This window comes from Flammeovirga pectinis, assembly GCF_003970675.1.
Taxonomy (GTDB): Bacteria; Bacteroidota; Bacteroidia; order Cytophagales; family Flammeovirgaceae; genus Flammeovirga; species Flammeovirga pectinis.
The window spans coordinates 4307370-4322578 of record NZ_CP034562.1 but is presented as its reverse complement, the minus strand read 5'-3'; the positions used below and the strand labels follow the sequence as shown (position 1 = coordinate 4322578).

At 31.5% G+C, this 15209-nt stretch carries 6 protein-coding genes; 3 read left to right on the top strand and 3 right to left on the bottom strand.

What is annotated here, in order from left to right; all coding sequences use genetic code 11:
* Positions 1–225 precede the first annotated feature (225 nt).
* Positions 226–1755, top strand: a complete 1530-nt coding sequence (locus EI427_RS17265) for a sulfatase (RefSeq protein ID WP_126617083.1) — start codon at positions 226–228, stop codon at positions 1753–1755.
* A gap of 79 nt (positions 1756–1834) precedes the next feature.
* Here the strand turns inward: EI427_RS17265 and EI427_RS17260 are convergent, their stop codons facing one another.
* Positions 1835–3376 carry a sulfatase-like hydrolase/transferase gene (locus EI427_RS17260; RefSeq protein ID WP_126617081.1) on the bottom strand — a complete coding sequence of 514 codons (1542 nt, stop codon included), beginning with the start codon at positions 3374–3376 and terminating at the stop codon, positions 1835–1837.
* 321 nt (positions 3377–3697) lie between these two features.
* Between EI427_RS17260 and EI427_RS17255 the strand changes: the two genes are divergently transcribed.
* Positions 3698–5125, top strand: a complete 1428-nt coding sequence (locus EI427_RS17255; protein WP_170178524.1) for a sulfatase — start codon at positions 3698–3700, stop codon at positions 5123–5125.
* A 289-nt stretch (positions 5126–5414) separates the two neighbouring features.
* Positions 5415–8813, top strand: coding sequence for a CHAT domain-containing protein (locus tag EI427_RS17250; protein WP_170178523.1), 3399 nt, complete (start codon positions 5415–5417; stop codon positions 8811–8813).
* 98 nt (positions 8814–8911) lie between these two features.
* Here the strand turns inward: EI427_RS17250 and EI427_RS17245 are convergent, their stop codons facing one another.
* Positions 8912–11101 carry a 7TM diverse intracellular signaling domain-containing protein gene (locus EI427_RS17245; protein WP_126617075.1) on the bottom strand — a complete coding sequence of 730 codons (2190 nt, stop codon included), beginning with the start codon at positions 11099–11101 and terminating at the stop codon, positions 8912–8914.
* A 175-nt stretch (positions 11102–11276) separates the two neighbouring features.
* Entirely contained in the window at positions 11277–14903 is a 3627-nt protein-coding gene (locus EI427_RS17240; protein ID WP_126617073.1) for an AAA domain-containing protein, read from the bottom strand.
* Positions 14904–15209: the final 306 nt, after the last annotated feature.

Genomic DNA, 15209 nt, shown 5'->3' with positions numbered 1-15209 from the left:
TCTGTAATAGTCAAATAGACGATTATTTAATTTAAATCATGTATTCATAAATAATTAAAGTGTCACTTTGGGTATTCGGCTCTTTGATTTGAAACATAAACGTACAAATTAATACTTTTATGAGTGTTTAGACAATTGATGGACTATCAAATACATCATTATCAAATTATAAGAATACATTTATTTTATGCTGAGTAAGTACTAATCAATACAACCTAAAATGAAATGATGATGTGGAAAAATAAGATTTTCTCTCTAACAATAACTTTTGCGATAACATTTTGTACACACTATGTAAATGCTCAAGATGAGCAACAATTAAATGTGCTTTTTATTGCTATAGATGATATTAATGATTGGATTGGTCCTTTAAGTGGCAACCCTCAAGCAATTACTCCAAATATTGATAAATTTTGTAACGAAGGTGCCGTAATTTTTAATAACGCTGTTTGTGCTGCTCCAATTTGTGGACCATCTAGATCTGCTAATTTATCTGGATTTATGCCAAATAGAACTGGGGTATATGGCAATGCAACAAACATGATCTATTCTAGTATTGTTAAAGAAAATGCTACACTACCAGAGTACTTTTCGGACAATGGATACTACACTTTATCGAATGGAAAGATTTTTCATAAACATGCTACTGAACATGGTGTTGACTTTGGGCAATGGGCATTTGATGAACATGCTAGAGCAAGACGTTACGTAAAGGATAGTCCAAACCCAAAAATGCTTTACAGTGCAAAAAATGGTTGTATTAACGGAGACAAAAAAGAGGAATACAAGGCGAATGCAAAACTAAGTTGGGGGCCTACAAAAAAACCTTTTGAAGAAACTGTAGATTACAAAGTAGCTAATTGGACCAAAGAACAATTAAGTAAAGACTTTGATAAACCCTTCTTTATGGCTGTAGGACTAATTAAACCTCACTTACCTTGGTTTGTACCAAAAGAATTTTTTGAAATGTATGCAGTAGATTCTATTCAACCACCTGTAGTAAATTCAGACGATTTAAATGATATTCTAAATCCTGATGGTTCTCTTTTACATCAACCTTCAAAAGAATATAAATGGGTAAAAAAACACGGTTTAGAAAAAGAAGCTACTAGAGCTTACCTTGCAAATATCTCTTATGCTGATGCATGTTTAGGTATAATTTTCGATGCTTTAGAAAAAAGTGGACATGCAGACAATACTATCGTTATTATTTGGGGAGATCATGGTTGGCACCTTGGAGAAAAGCAGCGTTATTTAAAAAGTACTTTGTGGAATGAGGTAACCAAAACTCCTTTTATTGTACGAATGCCAAAGATGAAAAATCCTCTTTATTGTAGCCGTACAGTAAGCTTAATAGATATGTTCCCTACTTTAAATAGTCTCTGTAACTTACCAGTAAAAGAAAACTTAGATGGACATGATTTTTCTAAATTACTACTTGATCCCACTGCTAAATGGGAATATCCTGGGGTTACGGTCTCTGCTAGTGGTACATCTGTAACTGGAGAAGAATGGCATTATATTCAGAACCTTTCTGGTGCAGAAGAATTGTACAACCTTAAAAATGACCCTTTAGAATGGACCAATCTTATTAATGAGCCTAAGTATAAACCTATAATTGAAGATATGAAAAAATGGGTTCCTATAGAAAGAGTTACTTCACCTAAAAAGCGATATAAAAAGCCTAAAAACTATGTTGATGCGGCAGCTGATACTACAATAAAATCAAGTAGAATGTTGAGTGTTATTAAGTAGTTTTGTTGGTAAAAAAAATCTCCTAGTATATTTTGCGAGAAGCATTACTAGGAGATTTTTATTTGGTGGTATTTTATTCTTATTGCTCTTGCGTTGCCGCTACAATCATTTCCCTTAACTTTTCATAATGAATGATATCATCATTGGTTTTGTCTCCATATGCTAATAGTTTTACAGATAATTCTGAGATAATACCTTTGTATTCAGGATTATCAAATAGATTAACTGTTTCCGTTGGGTCTTTCTCTAAATCAAAAAACCATGGCTTAGTTAACGATTTATCATAAACTAATTTATAACGGTTAGTTACTGCTGCTACCCAGAATTGGAATCTTACAAAAGTGATATCTTCAAACGTATTTTCACTTTCTCCTTTTAATAATTTTGAGAAGTCTTTACCTTGTGTAGAAGATGGGTTAAAGTATTTATTCTCCACATCAATCAATGCTAAAAATGTATCCATCCAATCTGTAGTGTTTACTGCATTGTTCACCACTGTTCCTGCTTTAATCATCTTTGGATATCTAATTACAAATGGAATTTTAGCAGAACTCTCATAAGGAGTACCTTTATTTTCATGAGCTAGTTCACCAAGCATATCACCATGATCTGATGTAAAAACAATAATTGTATTGTCTAAAATACCTTCGTCTTCTAGTTTTTTTAGTATTCTTCCTACATTGTCATCAATGCATTTTACAGCTCCATGGTATCTTGAAATATCAACAATTAATTTAGTAGAATCATACCCTCTTTTGAAGCGTTGCTTTTGGCTTACCCATTTAGGATATTCAGTACCTCTTAATGCAGTTGTAGAATAAGTAATAGGCAAATGGAAATCCTCTTTATTGTACATATCATTATATGGAGCACGAACAAGATTAGGTGTATGTGGGTCTGGCATACTTACAACATACATAAATGGCTTAGCCTTATTCTCTTCAATAAATTCAATTGTTCTATTTGCTAACCAATCTGTAGTATATGTTTTATCGTCTGCAGTAACTATGGCTTTTTTAGCCTTCTCCTCTGCAACTTTTGGTGTAATACCGTCTGCTTCAAAAGCTAATTTTTTCCAATGTCCGCTGTTAAACATATATTTGTTATCCTCAAAACCATGAAAAATTACTGGTGGAGCCCAACCCGGTTTAGGATCACCTTCTTCCAAGTGCCATTTTCCAGAATATCCTGTAGCATATCCTATTTTATTTAAAACTTTTGCAATTGTCTGCGCATCTTGTTTTATCCCGATTCCATTTCTATAAACACCTGTAGTTTGCGGGTAGTTACCTGTAAACATAGAACTTCTAGATGGAGCACATGAAGGTGTAGAGGCATACATACTTGTTAAAACTGCTCCTTCCTTTCCAATTCTATCTATATATGGAGTACTATAATCTGGAATTACTCCCCATGGATTAGCCATTTCTGTTAATCCTTTTTCTAATAGAAGCTCTTTGTAAATACTTAGTGTTCTAAAATTGTGTTCATCTGTAAGTATTATCAATAAGTTTGGCTCTTTTTGTTTTTTTGTAGTACTCTTTGCTTTCTCTATACCCGATGAGTATACTTTACAAAAGCTTAGTGTTAGAAGTAGAGTACAAAATAATTTTACATTCATATTAAAAAATAATTCATTGTGACATTCATTTCAATGTACCAAAAATAAGTTTCATCAAAATAAAACCCGTCTTTCTACATAATACTGATGTATCTACGCTTCAATTTTAGTGTTTATTATACACTATATACTATATAAAAAGACAAAGTATTAACTTTACTACAACAGACAAAAGCACGTTTTTATCAATTTATTTAGGTTTATAAGCTAGTTAACGGCTACTTATACACAGAAGTACATAATTAATACGGACAGATATTAAAAGCATTTTTGTTTATATGAATTTAGTACTCTAATAAAACGGAAATGAATGAACTTAACATGAAAAATCTACTTATACTTTTTAGCTTTATATCGACTTTATTTTTTAGTAGTTCTCTACTTGCTCAATCCAAAAAAGACAGTAAACCTAATGTCTTATTTATAATGGTTGATGACATGAATGATTGGGTAAATGCTTTTGGAGGTCATCCGCAAGCAATTACACCTAACATTGATAAAGTGGCTAAAAAAGGAATTATGTTTAAAAATGCCTATTGCTCTGCTCCGCTTTGTAATCCTTCTAGAACAAGTTTACTAACAGGGTTAAGACCATCTACGACTGGTGTTTATGGTAATGTAGAACATTTTAGAGAAGAAGGATTTACTGATGTAGTTACTTTACCACAGCATTTTGGAGCAAATGGTTATACAACTATTGCAGCAGGAAAAATATTCCATAGTCCAAGGGGAAACAAAGAGATACCAAAACCGGGGAGTGATCCAGGGTCTTTCCAAACGGAAAAATATTCTAAGTTAGGGACTAAGTTTCCTGATAAATCTCTGAGACAATCACACGGTATTAATTTTGATCAGAAGGGAATTAAAAAGAACTTTAAAAAATCATTTGATTGGTACGGTATTGATGACACGACAGAGGAAACAAACGATTGGCAAAATGCTGAATATTGTGCAGACTTCTTGAAAGAAAATCATGATAAACCATTCTTTTTAGCTTGTGGTATTTTCCGTCCTCATTTACCATGGTATGCTCCTAAAAAATATTTTGACATGTATGATGTTGAAACTATTCAACTTCCTGTTGTTATAGAAAATGATTTAGATGATTTAGGTAAAGGTGGAAATAAATTAGTAAGTCCTACATTACATAAAGAACTTGTAGAAAAAGGACTTTGGAAAGAAGCTGTTAGAGCTTACCTTGCTAGTTTAACTTTTGCAGATGAGTGCGTTGGACAAGTTGTAGATGCATTAGACAATAGCCAATATAAAGACAATACAATTATTGTAATTATGGGTGACCATGGCTGGCACCTTGGAGAGAAAGAATTTTGGGGTAAGAACACTTTATGGGAACGTTCTGCTAAAACGCCATTAATTATTTTTGACCCTAGAACTAAAGGAGGAAAACAGGTTACTAATATTGTTTCTCTACTAGACGTCTACCCTACTTTATCTGAAATGTGTGGACTCCCTATAAATAAATCAAATGAAGGTAGTAGCATCTATGATTTAGTAAAAAACCCTAAAAAGAAAACTAATAAGATGGTGGTTACTTCAAAAGACAAAGGTTTCCATACTATCCGTTCAAGCCAATATAGATATATTTCTTATCCTGATGGAACAGAAGAATTATACGACCATAATATCGATCCTAATGAATGGGAAAATGTAGTTAAAAAAGAAAATTATAAAGAAGCTTTAAATCTTATGAGAACTGCATTAAAAGAAAAAATTTCTGTTAATAATTGATAGAAATAACCTACTTATTTTTAGTAACCCATTCTTAAAATAAAACCCTACTTTATACTTTCTTTCTAGTTAGTTTAAAGTAGGGTTTCTCATGTTATCAACTCCTATGTTATTACAAAAGCAGGCTATTTTTATTCCATTGGGCAAAATAAACATTGATTGTATTTAGAATAATCCTCCAAAAACCTAAAGCAACCTCCTCTAAAATTTATAAATAGTTAGCCGTATGTTGGTATTTAGTTCTTCATATTTAGTAAATTATAGAACACCTACTTTGATAAATTTCTCAATGAGCTCAATAAATACAAAATACTTACTTTCTATTATTTGCTTCTTCTACTTATTAACTAGTTCTTTAGCACAAGAAAAAACAGAGATTTATAACGATTCAATTCGATCTTATATTGATCAGGGTAAGTTTCAGGAAGCTACAGTCACAATAGAAAAATGGGTAAAAGAAGCCCGTAATGACTATACAGCATCTTCTGTAAGGTTGTTAATTCCCTTAGTTACTGCAGGGCAAGCCTATATTCTTATGCAAGAGTTTTCGAAAGGAATAGGCTATATGGAAGAGGCATTAGGGATAATGAAAGAAACAACGGGTTGGCTATACCCCGATTATGCTATTGCTACAAACTATTTAATAACAGGTAAATTACTCTTAAAAGAGGTAGATGATGTACCTAATTTATTAAAGGAGATTAATCTAATTCATGAAAAAACAATTGGTAAACAGAATATTAACTACGCTCAAGCACTTTTTAATCAAGGTCTATATGAGTCAATTTTAGGGAATTATGATTTAGCCGAACAAAATTATTTAGCAGCAATCAACCTATCAAAACAATTTCCTAATAAAAGAATATACATGCTTTTTGAGGTCTACCTCAATCAGGTGTACTTACATTCTTCTAAAACTGAACAAGTAATTGCCAACTTAACACTCCTAAAAAAGAAGGCTGAAGACCTAAATTACACCAACTCATTTGTTTATACGAGAGTATTATTAGTATTAGGAGATGCTTATAAAAAAAATACAGAATACGGCGAAGCCACTTTAATCTATAATCTATGTGAGCGAAAAGTGGCTAAGATCTTTGGTACTAATCATAATGCATTTGCCAATGTTCTTACTCGGATAGCTAGTATATATATGCTTCAATCTAAATATTCTGTCGCCAAAGTATTGCTTAAAAAAGCCAATAAAATTTATGAAGAAGATAAAGATCAGTTGTCTCGTCATAATACTGTAATGCTAAATCTTACTGCTTTATATATTAAAGAAGGTAAGTATGATAAAGCTCAAATTTACTTTGATAAAGTCGCATTAACCATAGACCGAGATATTGAAAATCAGAATTATTATAGTATTAATCAGGCTCGATTTGAGATGTTGGATGGCAATTATATTGATGCCGAACTGATACTTTCTGAGCTTGTAAATAACTTAAAAAAAGAAAGCCTCCAATACACTCCAAATTATGCCCAAGCTATCTCAATGTTAATTGATTTATCTGTAATTCTTGGTAGAATAAACCGTGCTGAAATTCTCTTAAATGAATGGTCTGCATTTTTAACGGACAATACCATGGAGAGAAGCAATTGGTATTTTAGGGCATTGATTACAAAAGCTAAAATACTTTCTTCACAAGAACAATTTACTGCCTCAATTACTTTATTAGAAGAGGTGGATAGCTTGCTGTATCAACAATTTAAGAAACCTCATTTTTTAAATATTCGCCTAAATATTCTATTGGGAGAAAACTACCATAAATTGGTAAAACTAGAGAAAGCTAAATTTTATTATCAGAAAAGTATAGCAGTTGCAAATAAGCTTCAGTTCTATGAAAAAAATGCAGTAACCTTAAAAACGAAAGAAGTTTTACTTACTATAGATGTTGAAGAAGGCAATTATCAAGATAAAGAAAAGCAGTACCTAGAAATTCTTAGTGCATCAAAAAAAGACATCTTATTCCATACCAGAACTCAGAGCGATTTAGCAACTTTATACGCTAGAACAGGAAAATGGAAAGAAGCTGAAAAATTAATTATAGAGGCGGTAACGGAACGTCTAAAATTATATAGAAGTACGTTAAATTATTCTAGTGAGAACGAAAAGCGTCTTTACCTTAAAAAGACACGCTATGTTTTCGAAACTTTTTATGCGTTAATAATGATGGAAGGTGAAAATACACTACCAGCATTGTCTGAACTTTGTTACAATTTACAAATTCAATACAAAAATTTCTTTTTAGATGAAGGAAAAAACCGTAAAAAAGAAGTAATTGATTTTAGATCTGAGCGTAAAAAATATAATTTCCCTACCTACCTCACGCAAATGTATCATATGCGTTCACAGGTTGCATCGTTAAATTTTATGTCTCCAAAACAGCGTACTTCTTTAAATGCAGATGGCCTAAAAATTATGGATAGGGTTAATAATTTAGAAAAAGCACTGGTGTTTGCTGCTGATGCTTTTGCTGATACTGTTTACGTTCAGAATTTAGATACTTGGAAAGACATTCAATCAAAATTGGAAAAAGATGATATTGCTATTGAAATCATAAAAGTATCTGATAAAAATAAAATCACTACTAAATATTTTGCACTAATCGTAACGCATAACAACTCCTCTCCTACAATGATTGATCTTGGTAGCTCAGAACTTTTAGAGAACCAAGTGTATAAAGAATATAAAACTGCTATGGTATCAAAATCACGTAGTTTAGTACTTAATACAACTCCTAATAAGAGGTTAAATACCTACAATGCTTTATGGTTGCCTATCAAAAATAAAATTGAAGATAACGTTCAAAAGATCTATATAAGTTGCGATGGTGTCTACAATCTTATCAACATAAATACCTTAAAAAATCCCGTTTCTCAGAAGTATATTATAGAAGAAGACTTTATACTTCCTTTAACTTCTACGAGTGAATTACTGATTGATTCTCCTTCAAAAATAAAAAATAAAACCGCCTTAATGATCGGGAATCCAACATTCCACAATTATGGCACTGAAAATTCTAATAGAGGCGAGGAACAATTTGATGAGGAAGAAATGCTGATAGAATTAGATGAACTACCGGGTACAGAGGTTGAAATAAATAATGCCGCTAGTTTATTAAAAAGCAAAGGTTGGCAAGTAACTACCGTAATGAATGATGAAGCAACAGAAGCATATATAAAAAATATTGGTACCTCTCCAGAAGTACTTCACATTGCTACACATGGCTTTTTTATAAGTGACATTCCTTATGGTATATCAAATAATGTATTACTCCGTTCTGGTCTGTTTTTTACAGAAATTACAAACAAAAGAGAAAATATTAAGGCTGCATATACAACTGGTATTGATGGTATTTTAACGGCTTATGAAGTAAAAAGCTTGAACCTATCTAATACTGAATTATTAATTTTATCTGCCTGCCAAACGGGGGTTTCTGAAATTACAGAGGGAGAAGGGGTTTCTGGTTTACAATCTGCTTTTAGTATTGCTGGTGCAAACAGTATTGTAATGAGTCTCTGGAGTGTTGACGACAATGCTACTCAAATGCTAATGAATAACTTTTATGAAAGGTGGACAGAAACAAACGATAAATACACTGCCTTTAGACAAGCTCAGTTAGACATTATGAAAAAATATTCTAAACCTTATTATTGGGGTGCTTTTATTATGGTCAATTAGTATTTTAAGAGACAAAAAAACCGACGAAATAAACTAAGTTATCCCGTCGGTTTTCTGATATTTCATCAAATTTAATAGCCAAAAAGACCTCTAAAATATTATATTTTTTGTGGTAATAAACTTAGTCCTATCACTAGTATATCATCTGTCTGACTGTATTTAGTACCATCTTCTTTTGTAAGCCAATCTTGAAGACTTTTTGTAAGTATTTGTTCCTGAAGTGGCATTGTCATTTCTGCATTATCTACCAATTTTTCTCTAAATTGTTTAGAGCCATATTTTCTATCTTTTGTACCTCCAAACTGATCTTGAAAACCATCTGAATAGATATAAAATGAGGTCAATTTATCGACCTTAATTGTATGCTTATCAAAAGATACTTGAGGTTTAATAGACCCTATCGAGTTTCTATTTCCTTTAATTAAATTGATCTGACCATCTGTACAATATACCAATGGGTTTCTTGCTCCAGAAAACTCTACCGTATTCGTTTTAGAATCATAAACTAAAATACTCATATCCATACCGTCTCTTAATTGCTTATCAGAATTATAAAGAGTATTATTTATTTGGATATGTAGTGCTTGCAAAATGATTTCTGGAGATGTAATTCTTGTTTTCTTAACGATATCATTTAATAAATTATTCCCTACCAAAGACATTAGCGCACCGGGAACACCATGCCCTGTACAATCTACTGCAGCAACAATTTTCTTACCATCAACTTCAGCACACCAAAAGAAATCTCCAGATACAATATCCTTTGGTTTAAAGATGATAAATGATTCTGGAAATAGATCACGTACTTTCTCTAAAGTTGGTAACATGGCCATCTGAATACGTTCAGCATAGTTAATACTTGATGTTATCTTCAGGTTGTTATCTTCTAACTTTACTTTCTGAGATTCCACCATGTCTCTCTGAGCCGCAATTTCTTCGTTTTGCATTTCTAACTCCGTATTTTTAGAATTAATCTCATCGAATGCACTAGCAATTTCTGCTCTCTTTTCTTCTAATTCTATTGTACGTTCTTTTACCTTCTCTTCGAGTACACTATTCTCTTTTAATTGTTGTTCTAAAAGTGCCTTTTGTGCCGTTTCTTTGTCTTTTTTATAGATCTTGTATTTATCACTTAATGCCAACGATAAGAAGATAACTTCTATAATTCCGCCATACGCTAATACGTTGGTTGTAAAAGCATTTTTCTCTATAAAATTGAATTTCATAAGTGCAAAAATGAACGTTCCTACCAAATAAGCAGTCCATGCAAGAATAAAGAAACGAGCAGATTTATTACCATTTCTCCATATCAATAAGCCCGCTACAAACATTACTAGAGAGTTTACCAATGTCATCTTACTATTTACTCTAACGGCAAAACCGTAAGAAGATAAAAAGGGTAAAATTATACCAATACCACCTAAAACCATTGTAGCAATAAGGGCGTAATTGGCCGACTTAGAATATTTTTCTGATTGCAATGACGACTTCGCATAAAACGAAGAACTTAATATCCATGCACCGATAGAAATTACCGTAACATTGTTGGCAATATTGGGATAGTTTGGAAATAAATATTGGAAATGATGCCCACTTAACGACAAATAGAACGTTGTATTTGCAATAATTGGAAAGGCATAATACAGGTAATTAAAGTCTTTTAGTGACATAAATATCAGTAAATTATAAATAATCATTACCAACATTATACCTATATAAATACCATAAGCTGTTTCTGTTCTTAAATGCTGAATAAAAAAACTTGTTGGTGTTGATATGGCTAAAGGAACCTGTAATGCACCGTCTGTTTGTATTTTTAAATAAAATTCTTTTGTTTCATTATCCTCTAATGATAATGGGTATAAATGAGTTCTAAAAGGTATTTTTCTTTCTAAAAATGGTATCTTATCTCCTATCAATTGATAGTTTATAAGTTCATTGTTTCTCATCTCAAAAACCTCAACAACATCTAGACTACTGTTGCCAATTTCTAGAATAAAGTTTCGTAATGAGCTGCTTTCATTATGTAATGAAAAATGTAACCATAATGGAGCTTCGTTAAAGCCTTGGTTAATTATCTCTTGCTGATTTACTTTAAAAATTACATTCTGTAGTACTTGTTCAAAATCTAAATTCTTAGTAGAATCTAAAAAAACACTAATACTTGAAGAAACATCAGTTACTCTCTCCTCTTCTGTTTTAATTGTAATTGTAGAATTGGCAAAAACGCAAAGGTGTAATAAGCAAAGAAGTAAAGTCAGCTTTCCTTTTAAAAAGTTGAAAGTCATAGGTAGTTATAGTAATAGATAAATACTTGAAGACCCAATTTAAAGATATTTAATGAATTCAGAGCTATAAATTAAAAAGTTAGTTTAAAGTGTACGTTATTATGTACAATACAAATCAAAAAAACACCCCCACTTAAAAAATTAGCTGATTTAATAACTGAGGATGCTCTTCTTACTATGGCAATACAGTTGTAAGCTGCTCTTGTTTAGATGCAATAAAATGGGTCAGTTTTTTTAATTCTCCTTCTACGTCTTGCCACCAATTTGTTGACCAAATTCTATAGGTAACAATACCATGTTGTGCTAAAATTCCTTCACGGTGCAAATCATACCTATACGACTCATTACTAGTATGATAAGGCTTTCCATCACACTCTAAAGCTATTACAGGTATTCCATTTGTGTCTTTTAATACAAAATCGATATAAAAGCCGCCTAATTTATAATTTACCTCAATTTGATTTTTCGGATATATGGAGGTTATAAACGTATATAACTCTCTCTCAAATAGGTGTTTATCTTCTGATTTGATTACTGACTTTATCCCTTCAGAAGCATGATCTTTTAGCGTGTCTAAAATTTGAATTCTTTCTTCTTCTCTCCCATTAGAACAAGCTCTAGCGTAAGCAATATAAGCGTATAAGATAGCTTTACCATTATTACCCGATGTTGCAATCTCTTGAGCGTATCTACTATATACTTCGCTAGGGAAAGAGGTAAATACATGCATTTCTTTTTTGGCTCTAGTAACAATCACATTAAGTAATTTATACCCTTTTTCTACATTATTCAGTTGCCCAAATAACTGTCTAAATACTCCTTCTTTATTCTTTCCAAAAGTAGTTGATAGTAAAATAATATCCCTTTCATCGCCTTGAATGTTTTCTAAATTTTTAATAAAAAAACCATCAGTAGTTAAGCGTTGCATTTTTTTATTAAACAATGCAGAGTATTCGCACTCTTTATATATATGATCCCAAATAACATTTCTCTGTTCCATATTAAAAGTAGCTACGCCTACAGAGGGATAATTTCCTCTAAAATCTTCTTCTAACGTTTTAATATATTCTAGTATATGTGATGCCTCATCAGCGTTAGATCTATCCTTATAGTTACCATCTACTTGGTGTAGCGTAATTGGTGAATAGTTTTCTACATTGGGCATTGGAATTAATCTTGCCCCATAAAATGCTGCATTAGAAAAATCAATCAAATGGGGATGCTGAGATCTATAATGAAAATCTAAATAAGAAAACTTAAAGGCTGAATTTTTAGCAAAAGTCAATAAAGAATCACTATCGTCATCATCTTCTAACAATACATCTCCTCCTTTAGAAAAATAACTTGAAGGAGGCATTTGATGTACATCTCCAGAAATTATCTTATGTTTACCTCTCAACATAGCTGCAAAAGCATCTTCTAATCGCATCTGTGAGGCTTCATCAAAAATTACGACATCATATAGCTCTGCTTGCATGGGTAGAATAGAGCTACATACTACAGGGTTTACCATAGTAATTGGGAAAAATGCCGTGAATAAGTCAAACTCCTTTGCTAAAATTTTTCTTAACGATGTTTTAGCACCATGTGCTTTGTTCTTTCTATAATTAAACAAGAGTTTTAATTCCTGCTTTGTTTTGCCTAAAAGTGCCTTTTTAATGTACTCTCCATGTTGCTGAATAATAAATTTGGCTTGTTCTCTTTTAATTTCTTCTGTAAGTGTTTCTATTTGATGTAATAATTGATTGTCTTGGTTTTGTTCTCCATCAATTTGTCCCTCTACATGTATTAATAATGCATTAAAATACCAATATTTAAAGGTAGCACTCCAATTTTGTACCTCTGTAGTAATTAATATTTCTACTAATTTATTTGCGTGTTCTTTTTCTATTGATAATCTGAAGTGTTTCCAATCGTGGTATTCTTTATAATTTACAATGTTTAAATTTAAACTATTAATTGTATTACTACATTCTTTTAAATAGGCTCTTATTAAATCGTAATGTATAAATAAATAGTCATTTTGATCACTCTCAATAATTTGATCAAATTCTGAAGCAAAAGAAAACATTTGTGATTGTAATTCTTTTGTCGTTATTCTCATCAATTTTAATCTACTACTAAAAATTGATTTCAAATAGATTAACCAATTATTCGAAACTCCTTTTTCATAAAAGTCTACTTCGTATTTTTGTTCTGCTTCATCAAAACTCTTCTCCAAACTATTTATCGTCTTGTTCATTTCTTCTATAAAAGAAATTATTTTTAGACGAGCTGCTTGCGTATATTTTTGTGCAAAAAGACTTTTATCTAGCTGTGTTATCGGTCCATCTAAATCAGCTACTTTTTTATATAAATATTCAGCATCTTCTATAAAAGTAGTCAACTCTTCAAATTCCTGTTCTGTAAAATAGAGCTCGTTTTTTACACCCATTTTCTGAACTATTGCACGGTCTGAATCTGAATAGTTTGTCAAAGTCTCGGCAACAGCATCTTTCCAAGTATAATCTCCTAAAACGTTTATTGTAGCATTCTTATATTTTGTACGTAAATTCTCTTTTACTTTTTCGTATTTATTTCGAATCGATTTATAATTAGTAGTATTAACGGTGGTAGAAGCTACATCTGTTTTACCATCTACAATTTCTCTAATTACATCTACTATATATTTTCGATCTTTATTTACATCATCTATAACAGCACATAAATGTCCTAATCCTAATTTAGATAAATTTGATTTTAGTACTTCAAGCGCTGTTTTCTTTTCACAAACTACTAAGCACTTTGCATTATTCTCTAAAGCATTTGTAAGTATTGCGGTTAACGACTGACTTTTTCCTGTACCTGGAGGTCCTTGAATAATTAGCTTTTTCTCTGTACCTAAAAGATGAATCAGGCGTTCCTGACTTGGATCTACGGTAATAGAAGAGGTGGTATATTTCTGATAGGTCATCCCTTGATAATCCATATCAAACTCTTCGTAGTTATCTTGGACTTCTTTTAAATCTGAAATAATGCTTTCCCTTTGTGCTTTGTATATTCCTAAGACACCACTCCAGGAAATCCATGGCTTACCTTTTTCTGTAATTTTATCTAGCGTCTTCTTATCTGATAATGTTGTTAATTTACCGATAGTATCTAGTTGTGTTGTTCCTAAAATAGAGAGGGTGGTATTGACTACTTCTAGTATTTCATCTTTATCAATTATACCATCGGCAAGCATTTCTTCTGAAATAGGAGGAAGTTTTAAACCATCAAATTCAGATTCTATAAACGACCTTAATTGTGCATTAATTAATACAGCGTGTTCTTCATTTTTAGTTATTTGCCAATTCGATAAACTTTGTGGGTCTTTATTTAAATCAACCCGCCAAATAAATAGAGGAGCACAGATAACCTGTTTATTTACTTTTGGGTTTCTAAATACCAACATTGGGTACCCAAAACCTAAGCTATTTACCCCATGATCTTGATAATCTGTTTTATAATCTATATGGATATTTTTAAGCTTTCTAAAAACTTTTTCATTTAGAAGTTCACGCTCAATTTCATCTTCTTCTAAATGTTGGTAACTAGAGCCAATGTTAAAATCAAATTGCTGTTTAGTTGTTAACTCTTCAATAAAAGCTCCTGATAGATTATTCTGTAATGAGTTTAATTGTGCAATATCTAATCTACTGCGTGAATTTCCAGGAACGGTATTTAAGTGTATAGCTCTTAAATTTCCTACTTTTAATTTTTGTTCTAAGGTACTTACTAAGGCTTTACTATATTTTATGGTTTCTGTTTTATCATCTTTCATCTTAACATTCAGCTTTGATTGGGAATTAAATCATGGTTTTCTATTTTGTAAAAATAAAGAATAGGAGGGTATAGACATACTATATTTTCTTGATATTAGCACTATTAACCTATATTAAGCAGATGCTTAACCTTGTGTTTTTGATCTGTAAATTAACGTATTTCTTATACAACCAGTCTACATTTTTTTGCTTAAAAAAGTAAAGGTACCAATTTGGTACCTTAGATAATTAGATCTCTTCTTTCAGGATATTAGTAAAATAAAATACTTCTTTATTTCACTAGACTAAAATAGCTATTTATTTTG